General features: G+C 36.7%; 16 protein-coding genes. 4 read left to right on the top strand and 12 right to left on the bottom strand.

The window, feature by feature from the left end; translation table 11 throughout:
- Nucleotides 1-56: 56 nt before the first annotated feature.
- The 5 genes from lepA to AC5YGI_RS02420 all read right to left on the bottom strand — a co-directional run bounded on the left by lepA (nucleotide 57) and on the right by AC5YGI_RS02420 (nucleotide 4,729).
- Nucleotides 57-1,853, bottom strand: coding sequence for a translation elongation factor 4 (gene lepA / locus AC5YGI_RS02440; protein WP_062672783.1), 1,797 nt, complete (start codon nucleotides 1,851-1,853; stop codon nucleotides 57-59).
- Nucleotides 1,854-1,977: 124 nt separating this feature from the next.
- Nucleotides 1,978-2,997: a hypothetical protein gene (locus tag AC5YGI_RS02435; RefSeq protein ID WP_496167409.1), complete on the bottom strand. Its 1,020-nt coding sequence runs from the start codon at nucleotides 2,995-2,997 to the stop codon at nucleotides 1,978-1,980.
- 102 nt (nucleotides 2,998-3,099) lie between these two features.
- Complete coding sequence (locus tag AC5YGI_RS02430) at nucleotides 3,100-3,612, bottom strand: hypothetical protein (RefSeq protein WP_137904559.1); 513 nt, start codon at nucleotides 3,610-3,612, stop codon at nucleotides 3,100-3,102.
- 6 nt (nucleotides 3,613-3,618) lie between these two features.
- Nucleotides 3,619-4,161, bottom strand: coding sequence for a hypothetical protein (locus tag AC5YGI_RS02425; protein WP_496167408.1), 543 nt, complete (start codon nucleotides 4,159-4,161; stop codon nucleotides 3,619-3,621).
- A gap of 16 nt (nucleotides 4,162-4,177) precedes the next feature.
- Nucleotides 4,178-4,729 (bottom strand): RNA polymerase sigma factor, encoded by a 552-nt coding sequence (locus AC5YGI_RS02420; RefSeq protein ID WP_110008945.1) that lies wholly within the window; start codon nucleotides 4,727-4,729, stop codon nucleotides 4,178-4,180.
- A gap of 181 nt (nucleotides 4,730-4,910) precedes the next feature.
- Between AC5YGI_RS02420 and AC5YGI_RS02415 the strand changes: the two genes are divergently transcribed.
- From AC5YGI_RS02415 to porW, 4 genes are all read left to right on the top strand, one after another.
- The gene (locus AC5YGI_RS02415) at nucleotides 4,911-5,660 is read left to right on the top strand and encodes a Rossmann-like and DUF2520 domain-containing protein (RefSeq protein ID WP_496167407.1); all 750 of its coding nucleotides are present in this window, start codon (nucleotides 4,911-4,913) and stop codon (nucleotides 5,658-5,660) included.
- A complete protein-coding gene (locus tag AC5YGI_RS02410) occupies nucleotides 5,650-6,168 on the top strand; it encodes a KdsC family phosphatase (protein ID WP_330744747.1) in 519 nt (172 codons plus the stop codon). The genes AC5YGI_RS02415 and AC5YGI_RS02410 overlap by 11 nt, the downstream gene beginning before the upstream one ends.
- A gap of 8 nt (nucleotides 6,169-6,176) precedes the next feature.
- Nucleotides 6,177-6,740 carry a Maf family protein gene (locus tag AC5YGI_RS02405; RefSeq protein WP_496167406.1) on the top strand — a complete coding sequence of 188 codons (564 nt, stop codon included), beginning with the start codon at nucleotides 6,177-6,179 and terminating at the stop codon, nucleotides 6,738-6,740.
- A 148-nt stretch (nucleotides 6,741-6,888) separates the two neighbouring features.
- A complete protein-coding gene (gene porW, locus AC5YGI_RS02400) occupies nucleotides 6,889-9,441 on the top strand; it encodes a type IX secretion system periplasmic lipoprotein PorW/SprE (RefSeq protein WP_496167405.1) in 2,553 nt (850 codons plus the stop codon).
- 16 nt (nucleotides 9,442-9,457) lie between these two features.
- On the opposite strand, the gene tsaB is transcribed toward porW, so the two are convergent.
- From tsaB to rnr, 7 genes are all read right to left on the bottom strand, one after another.
- On the bottom strand, nucleotides 9,458-10,138 hold the full coding sequence (tsaB, locus tag AC5YGI_RS02395) for a tRNA (adenosine(37)-N6)-threonylcarbamoyltransferase complex dimerization subunit type 1 TsaB (RefSeq protein WP_496167404.1): 681 nt from the start codon (nucleotides 10,136-10,138) through the stop codon (nucleotides 9,458-9,460).
- An 81-nt stretch (nucleotides 10,139-10,219) separates the two neighbouring features.
- Nucleotides 10,220-10,969: an SDR family NAD(P)-dependent oxidoreductase gene (locus AC5YGI_RS02390; protein WP_446107169.1), complete on the bottom strand. Its 750-nt coding sequence runs from the start codon at nucleotides 10,967-10,969 to the stop codon at nucleotides 10,220-10,222.
- An 82-nt stretch (nucleotides 10,970-11,051) separates the two neighbouring features.
- Nucleotides 11,052-11,423, bottom strand: a complete 372-nt coding sequence (locus tag AC5YGI_RS02385) for a YraN family protein (RefSeq protein WP_202842168.1) — start codon at nucleotides 11,421-11,423, stop codon at nucleotides 11,052-11,054.
- Nucleotides 11,424-11,465: 42 nt separating this feature from the next.
- Nucleotides 11,466-12,395: a S66 peptidase family protein gene (locus AC5YGI_RS02380; RefSeq protein WP_496167403.1), complete on the bottom strand. Its 930-nt coding sequence runs from the start codon at nucleotides 12,393-12,395 to the stop codon at nucleotides 11,466-11,468.
- Complete coding sequence (locus tag AC5YGI_RS02375) at nucleotides 12,392-13,078, bottom strand: LysE family translocator (RefSeq protein ID WP_330744753.1); 687 nt, start codon at nucleotides 13,076-13,078, stop codon at nucleotides 12,392-12,394. Before AC5YGI_RS02375 ends, AC5YGI_RS02380 begins: the two co-directional genes overlap by 4 nt.
- Before the next feature lie 241 nt (nucleotides 13,079-13,319).
- The gene (locus AC5YGI_RS02370; RefSeq protein WP_227941340.1) at nucleotides 13,320-13,586 is read right to left on the bottom strand and encodes a hypothetical protein; all 267 of its coding nucleotides are present in this window, start codon (nucleotides 13,584-13,586) and stop codon (nucleotides 13,320-13,322) included.
- 245 nt (nucleotides 13,587-13,831) lie between these two features.
- Nucleotides 13,832-15,985, bottom strand: a complete 2,154-nt coding sequence (gene rnr / locus AC5YGI_RS02365; RefSeq protein WP_496167402.1) for a ribonuclease R — start codon at nucleotides 15,983-15,985, stop codon at nucleotides 13,832-13,834.
- Nucleotides 15,986-16,027 lie beyond the last annotated feature (42 nt).

The following is a 16,027-nucleotide window of genomic DNA, read 5'->3' as shown; positions in this document are numbered from 1 at the left end:
ATCCATAAAAAAACCGCTTCATCAGAAGCGGTTTTTACTTTATAATAGATTAATAATTAATCATTTAACTTTAATACAGCCATGAACGCTGATTGTGGTACTTCTACTCTACCAATCTGCTTCATTTTCTTCTTACCTTCTTTCTGCTTTTCCAATAACTTACGTTTTCTGGAAATATCTCCTCCGTAACATTTTGCGGTAACGTCTTTTCTTAAGGCTTTAATCGTTTCTCTCGCGATTACTTTTGTACCTAATGCAGCCTGAACAGCAATATCAAACTGTTGTCTCGGGATCAGCTCACGAAGCTTTTCACACATTCTTTTACCGATGTAATAAGCATTAGAATCGTGAATCAAAGAAGATAATGCATCTACCATGTCACCATTGATCAGGATATCCATTTTTACAAGCTTGGAAGCTCTGAATCCGATGGGGTGATAATCAAATGAAGCATATCCTTTAGAGATAGATTTTAACCTGTCATAGAAGTCGAATACCACCTCAGCAAGAGGCATATTGAAAATTAACTCTACTCTTTCTGATGTCAGATAACTCTGGTTAACAATTTCTCCTCTTTTTTCGATACATAAAGTCATTACTGCACCTACGAAGTCGGATTTTGTAATGATAGACGCCTTGATGAATGGTTCTTCTACTCTGTCCATCGTTGAAGGATCCATCATTTCAGACGGGTTGTTGATCAAAATCGGAACTTCAGGCTCTTTTTTAGTATATCCAAAATAAGATACGTTCGGTACCGTAGTGATGACGTTCATATTAAACTCTCTGTCAAGACGTTCCTGAACGATTTCCATGTGTAGCATTCCTAAGAATCCACAACGGAAACCAAAACCAAGGGCGGCAGAACTTTCCGGCTCGAAAACCAGAGAAGCATCATTCAGTCTTAATTTTTCAAGAGAGAATCTTAATTCTTCAAAATCTTCAGAATCAATTGGGTAGATCCCGGCAAATACCATTGGTTTTACTTCCTCAAATCCATCAATCGGAGCATCCGCAGGTTTTTCAAATGAAGTGATGGTATCTCCTACTTTTACCTCACGGGCATCTTTAATACCCGATACAAGATATCCCACGTCTCCGCAATGGATCGTTTTCTTGGGAACCTGCTTCAGTTTTAAGGTACCCACTTCATCAGCTCCATATTCCTTTCCTGTAGCGAAAAATTTGATCTTTTCATTTTTGGTGATGCTTCCGTTCACTACTTTAAAATAAGCTTCAATACCTCTGAACGGGTTGTATACAGAGTCAAAGATCAAAGCCTGCAGTGGACCGTCAGGATCTCCTACCGGTGCAGGAATTCTTTCAACAATCTGCTCTAAAAGGTTATGAACACCTTCTCCTGTTTTACCGGAAACTCTCAATACATCTTCATATTCGCATCCGATAAGGTTCATGATCTCATCGGTTACTTCTTCCGGGTTCGCAGACGGAAGGTCAATTTTATTCAGAATCGGAATGATCGTTAAATCATTTTCCAATGCAAGATAAAGGTTACTGATGGTTTGTGCCTGAATACTCTGTGCAGCATCTACAATAAGAAGTGCTCCTTCACAGGCAGCAATAGAACGGGATACTTCATAAGAGAAATCAACGTGTCCCGGGGTATCAATAAGGTTTAAAATATATTTTTCTCCTTTATACTCATAATCCATCTGGATGGCGTGTGACTTAATGGTAATCCCACGTTCTTTCTCCAAATCCATATCATCCAGCGTCTGAGACTGCAATTCTCTTTGGGTAACGGTATTCGTGTACTCCAATAGACGGTCTGCCAGGGTACTTTTACCATGGTCGATATGAGCGATTATGCAAAAATTTCGTATGTTTTTCATTTAAGAATCTTGTAATTTGCAAAGATAAGAAATTGCAGGAGAATTTTTCATCCTTAATTCTTTCTTTTAACTGAAACACAGATAACAATAAGAAAAGAGGGAAAATTTTTCCTCTTTTTAAATATTATTTTGTTTTGCCAAAGTCTTCCGGTAACAGGTAATTTCCCGTAAAAGGATCAAGATAAACTTTAGCCCCTCCAGTGGTCTTTCTTTTTTTTGATAAACTGACATCTATCACTGCACCAATAGTGCCTCCAAGCATACCTCCTGCTGCAGCCCCAATTGTAACCCCTGTTGTAACCGTTTCAGGAAATAATTCTGCTTTTGTTGCCTCTATAAAAACCCCATTATCATCTTTGAAAATCTCAGTGTAACCCACAGGAATATTTTTATATGCGATGCCCTTATAGACAAAAGCATAAAAATGTCTTATTGTCGATTTTTCATCTCCTTTTACAGCCTTTGTAATGATTCCCTTATCATTAGCCTGCAAAGTAAATCCGGGTTCAGGATTGTGAGTAAAAAAGCTATAATAGTCTTTGTAAACCCCTTCTTTAAGTTCATTTGCTTTTAGAATACTCAATTTTTCTTTTAATACAGAGGCATAATCAGGAAACTCATTTTCTGAAATGCTAAGTTCCCAAGGGGTTGCTTTATAGGAGTCTTTAAAAAGATCAGTAAGAATTAAAGTCACTTTTCTTGCCAGACTTTGTGCCAGATAAGGTGTTGTACGTGATGAGACTGTTGCCACAGTATCTATTCTATCCATAAAATGATATCCGTCTTCTTTTTTAATAAATGTACTTGCCTTTAATTCAAGCTTTCCAATAGAATACTTTTCCTTTTTATCTTCTGAAATACTTAAATTTTCAAGCAAAAAAACCATATCATTATTTCCTCGCGACAGATTGTACTTATAAAACCAATCCTGTATGTCTTTGCTGGCATTATTTTCGAAAACAACTTTTACCTCGTCCTTATGGTGCATAACAATTCCAATTTCTTGATTTGCCCTTTGATCTATTACCGTAAGACTCTTGATAGAATTTTTGCCATCTTTAATGGATTTTGAAAGATCAATGGTTTCTATTTTCTGTGCTGATGCAAAAACTGAAATCAATAAAAAGAAAAAAATGTTTCTCATAATTTATGTTTTAACTTCAACAAAAATAGAAATTTACAACAAAATTAAACGGCTCTCACAGAAATATCTGTAAGAGCCGTCCAACATTAAAAAAATAAACTATTATGGGTTCTGTTTAGGTCCCGAAGCATTGTTATGGTTTCCGTGAGGTCTTCTTTCGTCCATTTTATCCTTCATCATTTTCTCGGATTGAAACAGCTTCAAAACTTTCTGGCAGGGAATTACCTGCTGCATTTTATCTGCATATTTCTTTCTGTTATCCAATAACTTTTGTCCCAATTCAAAACTTTGCTGCAATTTTGCTTTAGCCTCGTCATCCGTTAAGGATTCAGGATCAAAGTTCGAATTAAACTGACTTTTTATCTGCCTCTGGCTATCCAGATATTCGTTATACAATTGTGTAAATTCGGCTTTATCGTCTGGATCAACATTAAGATTATCCATGATCATATTGTCCCTGAATTTCTTCAGGAGTTCTTTTCTCTCTTCCGGAGAAAGATTATTGATGACTTCTTTCCTTTGTTTAGGATCCATCTTTTTCCAATCATAATCCGTTCTTTGGGCATTCAATCCAAAGCCATAAATAATCAAAAACGTCAATAATATCTTTTTCATTTTCTTTTAATTATAAATATCCAAATAAACGTCCTGAGTCGAATTACTTGCTAACTCTGCAATTTCAGAATTAGAAAACGAGTCAAGATATTCATTCATTCGTGTTTCTTCTTTTTTCTTTACAGCTTTCACCGGTTCAGTGGTCTCTGCAGTTTTTTTGGTTTCGTTTACACTTTTAGAAGCGTAGACATTGTTATTTTTTTGATTGTCAACTGTTTGATCATTATTTTCAACAGAAGTTAAATCAGATTTTAAAGTTTCATAAGCCAGCTCGCTTTCTGTTTTCGGCGCTCCGTCATTGGCAGCATAAGCTGTTTTAGAGTTCAGTATCTGTTCAGGGGAATCATTATCTGAATTAAAAACATAAGTTGCTCCAAAAATCAAAGCCAGTGATGCTGCAGCAGCATACATCCAGTTCAGCTTAAAGACAGGTGCTTTTTTACTTGCCTTTATATCATTCATAACATTCTCCTGAATATTTTGAAACAAATTATCAGGAACTGTGTAAATGTTTTTACGCTCTAATTTTTCTATGTCGAACTCTTTCATCTTTGTTGGTCAAAAATTATTTTTCGTAATTTTCTTTAATATACTCTTCTATTTTCTGTTTGGCATAATGATAATTTGTTTTCAAAGTCCCTACCGACATATCTACAATTTTTGATATTTCTTCGTAGGGTAAATCATCATAATACCTCATCATAAATACCAGTTTCTGCTTTTCGGGCAGGCTCTGTATAGCATTCTGCAGTAAAATCTGTATTTCCTCAGCATCTCCTTCTGTATTATCTGCGACGAGATTCTGCATATGATACTCCGGATCCTCATCCGTTTTCTGCATTTTTTTCATTTTGTTGACCTGTTGTAGTGCTTCGTTGGTAGCGATTCTGTACAACCAGGTATACAACTGGCTATCATTTTTAAACTGATGAAAATTCTGATATGCTTTAATAAAAGTTTCCTGCAAAGTATCCTGTGCAAGATCTCCGTCCACAATAATTCTTCGTATGTGCCAGTACAATCTGCTTTGATAGGCATCCATCAAGGCACGAACCCCTTTATCCTGGGTTCGTGGATTTTGCATCAACGAAATAATTTCCGCGTCCTTAATCTTCATAAGATGCCTTCATTGTTTTGGATTACAAAAATAGCTGAAAGTTAAATTAAAAATTCAATTTTCATTTTAAATATTAAAAATAATATGAGACACTTACGCAATAAACGTGCCTATATTGAAGTACAGGATTTCTGAAGTGTTCTTCCTTTCCCGGCTCAGCTTAAAATCTTATATTTGTTATATGCAAATTGTAATCATCGGTTCCGGAAATGTAGCCTATCATATGGCAAAAGCTTTCACGTTGAAAAGCATTCCTGTGGCGCAGCTATTTGGGAGGAACGAAAAAGAATTAAGTAAAATCTCTGAAGAATTAAATATTTCTTATTCCACAGATCATCTGGAAGAAGCAGATCTTTATATTCTTTGTGTAAGCGATCATTCTGTGGAAGAAGTCTCAAAAATTATTACAAAAAAAGATTGTCTGGTGGCCCATACCTCAGGATCTCTTCCAAAAGAAGTTCTGGCTGGTGAGTATAGAAAATCCAGCTTCTACCCTTTACAGACTTTTTCAAAATCCAAGGAACTTGACTATGAAAAAATTCCGTTTTTTATAGAGGCGGAAAATGAAAAAGATCAAAAAATATTGTTTGATCTTGCTTCAAAGATTTCGGAAAGAGTAATGGAAAGCAATCACGAAAAAAGAAAATATATTCACCTGACGGCTGTATTTGCCTGCAATTTTGTGAATCACCTTTTTTCAAGGGCTAAAGAAATTTCAGATTCTCAGGAAATTCCGTTTGATTATTTCTTGCCGCTGATTGATGAAACGGTTCAGAAAATTCATGAAATTGAACCTAAAATGGCACAAACGGGCCCCGCAGTAAGAAATGATGTAAGAATTTTACAGCTGCATGAACAGTTATTAAAAGACGAAAGTCTTGAAATTTATAAAACAATGAATCATTCTATTCAGGAAATGTATGAGCTATAAAGAGAAATTAAAAGATATTAAGGCATTTGTATTTGATGTTGACGGAGTTTTCACTGACGGAAGCGTATATCTTCTTCCCGGAGGAAATATGTGCAGGGTAATGAATGTCCTGGACGGTTATGCAGTAGTAAAAGCTTTAAAAAACAATTATTTAATCGGGGTTATTACGGGAGGAAATGATGAAATGGTAAAGCACAGAATCAATTATCTGGGGATTCAGGACTACTATCCGAAGTCTCACAATAAAATAGATGATTTCGAAGACTTTAAGAGGAAATATAATCTTAAAAACGAAGAAATTCTGACCATGGGTGATGATCTTCCGGATATTCATATTATGGAAAATTCAGCTATTGCGGCATGTCCTGAAAATGCAGTACCTGAAGTAAAAGGAATTTCCGATTATATTTCTCCTAAAAAAGGAGGAACAGGTGCGGTTCGTGATGTCATTGAACAGGTAATGAAAGTTCAGGGAAACTGGCATGATGATAATACTCAATCTGTATAACTTTCTTTATGAAATTACTTTTAGCATCACAATCTCCACGAAGAAAAGAGCTTCTTTCCAGCCTTGGTTTTGAATTTGAGGTCGTAAAAATAGACTGTGAAGAAATTATTCCGGAAGCCATCAAAATACAGGAAGCTGTCGCTTATCTTTCCGACTTAAAAGCAGATGCTTTCAGAAGTCTGGAGGAAGATGAAGTACTTCTGACTGCCGATACGGTAGTTGCTATCGACAATCAGATCCTTGGTAAACCTACAGATGAAACGGATGCGTTTAAAATGCTTCAAAACCTCTCAGGAAGAACTCATCAGGTGTATACGGGAATTACCATCAAAACCGCCAGAAAATCTATCACTGAAACCGATGTAGCTGATGTTACTCTGGACAAGCTTTCGGATGAAGAAATAAATTATTATATTCAGAATTATAAGCCTTACGACAAAGCCGGAAGTTATGGTGTCCAGGAATGGCTGGGAATGGCAAAGATCACAAGCCTTACCGGAAGTTATTATACCATTATGGGGCTTCCTACCCATCTTGTTTATAAAATACTGAAAGAATCTTCGCTGATTTAAAAGATTATCAGGTTCAAAACTCCCCTTAAAGAAGAAATAAAATATTTCCACCAGAAATATAAATATTATTCATTATAAAATTTTATTATTTTTACAAAATCATCAAACTGCTGATAATAAAAAGCAGATTAGCGAGTTATATTGAATAATGAAAAAGAATATATTATTCCTTTTAGTCATATGTCTTGTTGCTTCCTGTGCTACCAAAACCAAAAAGCCGGAGCAGCGTTCAAGAGTATTGAAAGGATTTTCCACATATTACAACACTCTCTTTAATGCAAAAGATGCGTTAAACAGTGAGTTTACAGCCAGAGATAAAGGGCATAAAGACAATTTCTATGCTCCCTATATTCCCATTCTTACTTATGAAGAACAGCCTTTGGGCAGTGATCTCGGGCAGACTGAAGCTTTTGCAGAAAACTCTATGAAGATGGCAGAAGTAGCCAACAGACCTTCAGGAAGAGGCAATTCAGGAATTCCGAATATTCCCGGCGGACCCCAGGGAAACGGCCCTTCAAGACCTGACGGAGAAGAGAATAAAGGAGCCACTACTCTGGAGATTGCAGAAGCTAAAGCTTTAAAAGCAATTAATAAATATTCTGTAACCAGAAATGGTGAAGAGAAAAACAAGCAGATTTTTGATGCCTACATGATCCTTGCACAGGCAAGAATTTATAGGGGTAAATCTCTGGAGGCCCTGGATGCTCTCAATTATGTCTTCACCCGTATGAAAGATGATAAAAGGATTCCACTTGCAAGAATCTATCAGGGGCTTGCTTATGATCAGATCAAAGATTATCACAGAGCGCATGAAACATTTGCCAAACTGAAAAGTGAAGATATCAGTAAAAGCTATGCAAAACTGCTGAGCATTTACTATTCCGAATCTCTGCTTGATGCCGGTAAAAAAGAAGAAGCTGCCAAGGAACTTGACAATGCTTTTGAGCTCAATACAAACAGAAAACTGAAGAGCAGAATCGCTTACCTTAGAGGCCAGGTGCTGGAAAACCTGAACCAGAATGATAAAGCAAGAGAAAGCTATGCTGCAGCGTATAAATATGCCAGTGATTTCGAATTTGAAGTAAAATCTCAGGTTGCCATCGCCAAAACTTTCAACGGTAAAGGTGATTATGCAGGAGCCAAAAATTATCTGGAAGGAATCAGTAAAAAAGGGATGTATGGATCAAGAAAGAACGAATTTTACTATGCCTTAGGTTTGATGGCCAATAAAGCAGGCAAAAAGGATGAAGCTCAGCAATTCTTCAGAAAATCTCTTTTTGAAAAGGTTTCTGATCCTCAGATCCGTGGATTGGCTTATTATGAAATAGGAAAAAGCTACCTTGACAAGAATGATTATATCGGAGCCGGAAGTTATTATGATTCCGCGCTTGCCGTAATGACTTATGAACCATCAAAAATCCTGTTAAAAGATCAATCCGAGTATATTAAAAAGATTTCCAAAAACTACTATCTGATCAAAAAGAATGACAGTATTCTTTCTCTGGCAAAAATGAATGATGCACAGAAAACAGACTATTTCACAAAATATATTGCCAAATTAAAGATTAAAGAAGAGAAAGAGGAACAGGAAAGAAGACGTGCAGAAAGAAGTAAAGGTTTTGATACCGGAGATTACAGTGCCAATTCTATTTTTGCCAATAGCGGCAATTCTTTTGAAGACTTTGGAGTCACTACAAAAGGTTTTTATTTCAGCAATTCAGGAACGGTAAGCAAAGGAACCTCTTCATTTAAGCAGATCTGGGGAGACCGTGCTCTGGCTGATAACTGGCGTTCTTCCAAGAAAATGGCCTCTATTGAAGATATGAAAAATGAAGCGTTGGGAGTAACCTCAGCGCCTAATCCAAGACGTTTTGAGCCTGCGTACTATATTGAACAGATTCCTACGGATCAGGGGAAATTATCTCAGTTAAAAAAGGACAGAGACACCGCTTCATTAGGTCTGGGAATTATGTATCAGAATTATTTTACCAATACTCCACTGGCCACGAAAACGCTTTATGATCTTGTGGATGTAAAGCCGGAAGAAAAAGTAATGTTACAGGCATTGTATGAGATTTTTGCCATGAATTATGAGAAAAATCCACAGGCTTCTGAAAGAGCAAAACAAATTCTCCTGGCAGATTATCCATATACTTCTTATGCAGAATTTGCCAGAAATCCTAAGAATAAATCATTTGTAAAATCAACCGAAGAAGTTGAAAACGAATACAAAAAAGCATATGCACTATTTGAATCAGAAAAATTTTCCGAAAGTAAAGATCTGATCGATCAGACGATTCAGAAGTATCCGAAAGATGCTCTGGTTCCCAAGCTGTATTTATTAAATGCTTTCAATGCAGGAAAATCTAGTGGAAAGGAAGTTATGATTCTGCAGCTTGAACAGATTGCCCTGAATTATTCCAAGACACCTGAAGGCATACGAGCCAAAGAAATGTTGAATTACCTGAAAAGTGATTTGAGCTTCCAGGCAACGGATAATAAAGGAAATTCTATCCCTCAGCAGCCGTCGGGAGCACCAATACAGCCTAGCAGCCAAAATACGGGAGTTCCACAAATGAACAGCGGAAACGTACAGAAGCTGGATACGATGCAGAACATTAATACGAATACTGCTCCACAAAATCCTAAAAAGCCGAACGAAACAAAATCGGGTTCCAAGATCCCGCCAAGACCTCAATAAAATAAAAAAGCGAAGATTATTCTTCGCTTTTCTTTTTCTTTACTCCGTGAAAGTCCTTCAGATAAAAAGGCTCGAAATAAGCCATATCTTCAAATTCTTTATTTTCTATTTTTTCCAGCGTCTTTCTGATCAGATATTGAGAAGAAGGATAAACGTTTTCATTAAAAACTGCATCCGGAAGATTCAGAATCTCTTTTGCTTTTTTACCACCATCCCCTACAAACAGAACTTTTTTATCTTTAAATTCTTCAAAAGAAGTCTCATCTAAAATCTTCGCTTCTGTCTTGGATAACTCCTCCCCTGTTCTACCGTCATAAACGGCCGTATAAACCTCCATTCTCCTTGCATCGATCAAAGGGATAACGAAGTCATAGTTACCGCCTAAAAAAGGCTCTATCATACTTTCAAGAGAATTCACTGCTACCAGAGGCACTCTGAGTCCATAACAAAACCCTTTTGCAGATGCCGCTCCGATTCGTAGGCCGGTATAAGATCCGGGGCCTTTTCCTAAAGAAACAGCTTCGATATCTTTAAGCGTAATCCCCGCTCCTTCCAATGCCCATTCTACGTACGTGTGAAGGCTTTCAGACTGTTTATAGTTTTCAGAAACTTCTTCACAAAGGCATAATAGCTTCTCATTGTCTGATATAGCTACTGAACAGTTCTTGGATGATGTTTCCAGATATAGAATTTTCATTTTTTTATTTTAAGCTAAACAGCAAAATTGCAAAAGCAAAACCGCATTTAATTTTGTGCAAATTTACTCCATTATTTTGGACTATTTTCTATAAATCGTTCTTGGCTCCGCCTGAGCACTCGGATAGATAGTCATATCTGAAATAGTAACGTGTTTCGGAGCATTTACACAGTAAGCAATGGCATCAGCAATATCTTCCGCTTTCAGGGCATCATAGCCTGCATACACCGTTGAAGCCTTTTCACTGTCGCCTTTGAACCTTACCAGAGAGAAATCGGTTTCTACAGCTCCCGGCTGGATGTTGGTTACTTTGATTCCAAATTCGGTAAGCTCCAGTCTCATACCTTCCGAAATAACGTCTACTGCTTTCTTTGTTGCACAGTACACTACTCCATTTGCATAGGTTTGTCTTGCTGCGACAGAACTGATATTTACTATATGACCTAAATTTTTAGTTTTCATTGCCGGAATAATCATTTTGGAAACATAGAGTAATCCCTTCACATTTCCGTCAATCATAGAATCCCAGTCATCCGTCTTACCAGCAGAGAGAGGATCTAACCCATGAGCATTGCCAGCATTATTTATCAGAACATCAATATCTTTCCAGTTCTCAGGAAGGGAATTAATGGCCGTTTCCACTTCTTCAAGATTCCTTACATCAAATATTAAACTAAATATTTCGGTGTATCGGGAAAGTTCTGTTTTTACAGATTCCAGCACCTCACTTCTCCTTCCACAAATAATAATTCTGTTTCCTTGTTTTGCAAGAAGCTCTGCTGTGGCTTTACCTATACCGGAAGTTGCTCCGGTGATCAATATTGTCTTCATAAAATTGGTTGTTAAATGTCCGAATGCACTCCTCTATCAATGTCATGATTCTGTTACATTAAAACATTGTTGTATTGATATATTAATTCGCATCAAAAGACTGAAAAGCATCTTTGATATGGTCAATTACTAAATTTTTATTTTCATCGGGAAGAACAGAAATAATATCAAACCTGGCTTCCTGATCGTTATTACATTCCTCCAGATAATGATTAGCTGCAGAAACAATAGATTTTATCTTTGTTTTGGTTACAGCTTCCTGAGGAAGGATGAAGGCATCGGTGGATCTTGCTTTCACTTCCACGATAATAATCAGATTATCTTTTTCAGCAATGATATCAATTTCGTTTTGCTTAAAACGAAAGTTTCTGGCCTTAATTTTATAGCCATTTTTCTGAAGATAATCAGCAGCAAGATTCTCTGCTATTTTTCCAAAATCATTATGATGGGCCATAGTGTATAGTTAAGAGTCTGGAGATAGGAGAGTAGTAGTGCCTTAAAAATCTATTTTTACATTAGCTTCCACTTTCATTTTCACGTTGGCACCGATTAAAAGGGGCCTGTTGTCCTTAATATGTCCATTCGGGAAAGCAAATACTACCGGGAAATTATATTTTGAAATTCTGTCTGAGATCAGTTTATAAACGAACTCATCAAAACTTTCATCATAGCTTTGATTTTCCTTTTCATCACCCATATTGGTCATTCCACCAACAATCAATCCTTTGATTTTATTGAAAACGCCTGCCAGCTCCAGACTCATGATCATACGGTCCAGTGCATAGAAGTTTTCCCCTATATCTTCGATAAACAGAATTTTGTCTTTAAAGTCAAAAGAATATCTGGTTCCCAGAAGGGCATAGATAAGGGCTAAATTCCCTCCAACCAGTTCTCCCTGAATATTCCCTTTTTTATTGAATGGGTGAGATTTAAGGCTGTATTTTGGCTTTTTCCCTTTCAGGATATCGAAAATAAGATCATAACTTTCGTCAGTAACTCCAAAGCTGGATGTTTTAACAGTCTGCCCGTGAATGGAAACGAAACCTTTTTTCATCAGATAACTTTGGATAACTGTATTATCGGAATATCCGATATACCATTTCGGGTTTTCTGAGAAATTTCTAAGCTTCAGATGCTGAAGCAGATGCTGGCAACCGTAGCCTCCTCTGGAAGCCCATACAGCTTTTATTTCCTTATCGTTAAAAGCCCAGTTGATATCTTTTGCTCTTTCCTTTTCTGTTCCGGCGTAATTATATCCGTTTGAAAATTTTGTGTAGAGATGTTCTCCGGGAACGGGCTCAAAACCTCTGCTTTTAATCATTTCTATTCCCTTTTCCAATTGAGTGGCATCTACAGCTCCTGCAGGGGAAATAACAGCTATTTTGTCTCCTTTTTTAAGAGACTTTGGAAAGATCATTTTTTTCATTTTGCTTTTTGATATTTTACTTCTTTCTTTTCTGCTTCCTCCAGTTGTCTTTCAAACTGATTGAATTTTTTGAAACTCTGCAGGAAAATAAAGAAACTGAAGATAATAAGAATACAGCCAACAACTCTTCTGATCTGGTTGGCCAGTTTTTGTGTTAATTTATCATGAAACTGCTTGGCAAGAAATATCTTGGCAAGATCTATAGACAGGTAAGTGGCCAGTACTATGCTGATGTATAAAATAAAACTGCTGGTGTCCGGATATTGATTCCTTACGGAAATTACCGTTACCAGCCAGAAAAGAATGACTCCAACATTGAGAAGATTAAAGAAAAAACCATTGAAAAAAGTCTTGATATAATTCTGTCCAATAATCCTTTCTTCTCCGGGTAGGTGCATTTTGGTTTTGGTCACCAGCATCACAATCCCGTAGACAAAAATAAGAATAGAAGTGATCCTGTAGAATCCCGGATGTTTATCTATTAATGTTACAATATCTGTACTGGCATAATAGGCTGCTACAATGCATAATAAATCTGCTGTAATGACACCAAGATCCAGTGACAAGGCATGTCTGGGGCCTCTGGAAAAGCTGGTTTCAATCAGCAGGAAAAAAATAGGTCCTATGAAAACCAGGCTTAGCATAAATCCTAATATGACGGCAGATAGTACAAGTTCTAGCATTAAGTAGTGTTTTAAAATGAAAAAAATTCATTTCGTTTTATACAAAGTTAGACTTTATGATTTAATTATTCAATAAAGTTGTGATATATCAAGTGGATTTTAATAAGAGTTTAATCTTAAATTTTTAACGGAACAGGAGAGGACTGTTTATTTTATTTTATCACAAAAAAATAAAAGGTCATTCCATTTGGAACAACCTCTTTTATATTACGGTTTTACTGAATGTGTTCAGCAATCTTTTTTATTTTTCCAAACAGTTTTCATTAAAAACAAATTCGAAATCTTTTCTGATTTTAAGACCAAAAATACCTCTTTCAAAGGTATAAATAATCTGATTCTTAAACAGCATTCTTTTATAATCAATCAAAAAACTTCTTGTCATATAAGAATATTCATAGGCGTTTCCACTCAAATAAACGTAAGTTGTTTTGCCTTTCTGATGGCTGCGTACACTCCCAACCTCCGAAACCATACATCTGAAACAATATGTTTCTTTTGTAGGATTCATTCCTGTAACATAATTGATTAAAAAAAATGCATTGACTATCTGTGGAAATGTAACTGCAAAAAAGTATTTTTTTCCTTGTTTATCAATATTAATAATATTTCTTTTGATTAAAATATTACATATGAATACAAGGACGATTATAGCGAGGACAAAAAGATAAAAATTGATAACAGTGTTAAAAATTACTGTTATCAATAATATTACATTTAAGATACTAAATACAATGTATTTATCTATTCTCGTCATTACTTCACAATCTGGAAGTCAAGCTGCTTCTGAATCAGATTGGCTTTCACCACCTTAATCTGAACTTCATCTCCAAGCTGGTATTTATTTCCATGTCTTATTCCGTATACAGCATGGGTTTTCGCATCATACATATAGGAATCATCCACAAGGTCTCTCAACTTGATCAAACCTTCAGCACCATTCTCAGGAATTTCAACCCAGAAACCAAATTCTGCCACTCCGGAAATCACTCCTCTGAATGTTTCTCCCAAATGTTTTTCCATGAATTTTACCTGCATGTACTTGATGGAATCTCTTTCCGCATCAGCTGCCAATCTTTCCATGGCACTGCAGTGTTTTGCTTTTTCTTCAAGCTCACCTCTGTTCGGAGATTTTCCTCCATCCAGATAATGCTGAAGAAGACGGTGTGCCAGCAAATCCGGATAACGGCGGATAGGAGAGGTGAAGTGACTGTAATACTCAAAACCTAAACCATAGTGGCCGATTGGTTCCGTAGAGTATACCGCCTTACTCATACTTCTCATAGCAAGCGTTTCAATTATATTTTCTTCCCCTTTTCCTTTTACATCATGAAGAAGTTTATTCAAAGACGCAGCCACTTTTTTGGTATTGGCCAAATCCATTTTATATCCGAAAGTGGCAACGAAGTCTCTCAACGATTCCAGTTTTGCAGGATCCGGATCATCGTGTACCCTATAAATAAATGTATTATTGGTGATCTCACCTTTTCTTGAAAGGGATACAAATTCTGATACTTTTTTATTAGCTAAAAGCATGAATTCCTCGATCAGGTGGTTGGAATCTTTACTGATTTTAAAGTAAACCCCAATCGGCTCATTATTTTCATCAAGATTGAATCTTACTTCACTTCTGTCAAAAGTAATGGCTCCTTTTCTGACACGTTCATGACGCATTATTTTGGCCAGCTTATCAAGCGTATTGATCTCTTCAGCCAGATCTCCCTGTCCGGTTTCGATACGCTCCTGAGCTTCTTCATATGTGAATCTCCTATCTGAGTGGATTACTGTTCTTCCGAACCACTGCTTTTGAATTTCAGCATTATCATTCAGTTCAAAAACTGCAGAAAAAGTATATTTATCTTCATGTGGACGAAGTGAACAAACATCATTACTCAACACTTCCGGCAGCATCGGCACAACCCTGTCAACAAGATATACCGAAGTGGCTCTCTGATAAGCTTCATCATCCAGAATAGTCCCCGGAACTACGTAATGAGATACGTCTGCAATATGAACCCCGATTTCCCAGTTTCCGTTTTCCAGCTTTCTTATGGATAAAGCATCGTCAAAATCCTTCGCATCCTTAGGGTCGATCGTAAACGTACAGATATCACGCATGTCCCAGCGTTTTGCAACTTCTTCATCTGTGATGCTTCTGTCGATTTTATCCGCGTCAGCTTCTACTTCCGGTGGAAATTCGTAAGGAAGACCATATTCAGCAAGAATAGAGTGGATCTCTGTTTCATGTTCTCCCGGAGCACCCAGCACCTGGATGATCTCACCTTCCGGATTTTTGTCACCCGGCCTCCATTCTGTCATTTTTACAATGACCTTATCGCCATCTTCAGCATTATTGAACTTTCCTTTCGGAATAAAGATATCTGTGTTGATTGTTTTTTTATCACAAACCACAAATCCAAATTCCTTGTGAGTAACCTTCTGAAATGTTCCTACAAATTCCGTTCTGGTACGCTCCAAAACTTCCAGGACAGAGCCTTCCAACTTCTTTCCTTTATAATGATAAGTTATAATAAGAACCTTATCTCCCTGCAGTGCATCCTTCACATTTTTGGCATGAACGAAGACATCGTCTTCTAATCCTTCCACACTTACATAAGCATTTCCACTTTGGTTGAAGTCTATAGTTCCGGTAAGTGTTCCTGCAATTTTCAGGTTCACGATATATTTTCCTTTTTCTACTTCTTTGATCTTTTCAGATCCCTGAAGTTTATGCAGTGCCTGGATCACAAGTTCTCTTTGTCTTGGATTTTTGTAATCTATTCCGTCAGCGATCTGCTTATAATTATAAATTTTGGATGAATTTGCATTCATAAAACGGAGGATCATTCTTCCGATCTCCATCATTTTTAAATCATTTTTATGACTTATATATTTTCTTTTTTTTGGCATTTTAATTTCTTTTAATTGTTTTGATCTTTCTCAACTAAGACC

The organism is Chryseobacterium sp. CS3K3.1 (assembly GCF_059515165.1).
The sequence above is the reverse complement of the archived record's forward strand: the minus strand, read 5'-3'. Positions and strand labels throughout refer to the sequence as shown.

Bases quoted from the DNA above. Each gene is read 5' to 3' on its own strand.
- AC5YGI_RS02390 (WP_446107169.1), bottom strand. From the start codon at position 10,969: ATGAAGACAATATTGATCACCGGAGCAACTTCCGGTATAGGTAAAGCC.
- AC5YGI_RS02430 (WP_137904559.1), bottom strand. From the start codon at position 3,612: ATGAAAAAGATATTATTGACGTTTTTGATTATTTATGGCTTTGGATTG.
- rnr (WP_496167402.1), bottom strand. From the start codon at position 15,985: ATGCCAAAAAAAAGAAAATATATAAGTCATAAAAATGATTTAAAAATG.
- AC5YGI_RS02415 (WP_496167407.1), top strand. From the start codon at position 4,911: ATGCAAATTGTAATCATCGGTTCCGGAAATGTAGCCTATCATATGGCA.
- AC5YGI_RS02375 (WP_330744753.1), bottom strand. From the start codon at position 13,078: ATGCTAGAACTTGTACTATCTGCCGTCATATTAGGATTTATGCTAAGC.
- AC5YGI_RS02405 (WP_496167406.1), top strand. From the start codon at position 6,177: ATGAAATTACTTTTAGCATCACAATCTCCACGAAGAAAAGAGCTTCTT.
- tsaB (WP_496167404.1), bottom strand. From the start codon at position 10,138: ATGAAAATTCTATATCTGGAAACATCATCCAAGAACTGTTCAGTAGCT.
- AC5YGI_RS02425 (WP_496167408.1), bottom strand. From the start codon at position 4,161: ATGAAAGAGTTCGACATAGAAAAATTAGAGCGTAAAAACATTTACACA.
- AC5YGI_RS02370 (WP_227941340.1), bottom strand. From the start codon at position 13,586: ATGAATCCTACAAAAGAAACATATTGTTTCAGATGTATGGTTTCGGAG.
- AC5YGI_RS02380 (WP_496167403.1), bottom strand. From the start codon at position 12,395: ATGAAAAAAATGATCTTTCCAAAGTCTCTTAAAAAAGGAGACAAAATA.
- AC5YGI_RS02385 (WP_202842168.1), bottom strand. From the start codon at position 11,423: ATGGCCCATCATAATGATTTTGGAAAAATAGCAGAGAATCTTGCTGCT.
- AC5YGI_RS02410 (WP_330744747.1), top strand. From the start codon at position 5,650: ATGAGCTATAAAGAGAAATTAAAAGATATTAAGGCATTTGTATTTGAT.
- lepA (WP_062672783.1), bottom strand. From the start codon at position 1,853: ATGAAAAACATACGAAATTTTTGCATAATCGCTCATATCGACCATGGT.
- porW (WP_496167405.1), top strand. From the start codon at position 6,889: ATGAAAAAGAATATATTATTCCTTTTAGTCATATGTCTTGTTGCTTCC.
- AC5YGI_RS02435 (WP_496167409.1), bottom strand. From the start codon at position 2,997: ATGAGAAACATTTTTTTCTTTTTATTGATTTCAGTTTTTGCATCAGCA.
- AC5YGI_RS02420 (WP_110008945.1), bottom strand. From the start codon at position 4,729: ATGAAGATTAAGGACGCGGAAATTATTTCGTTGATGCAAAATCCACGA.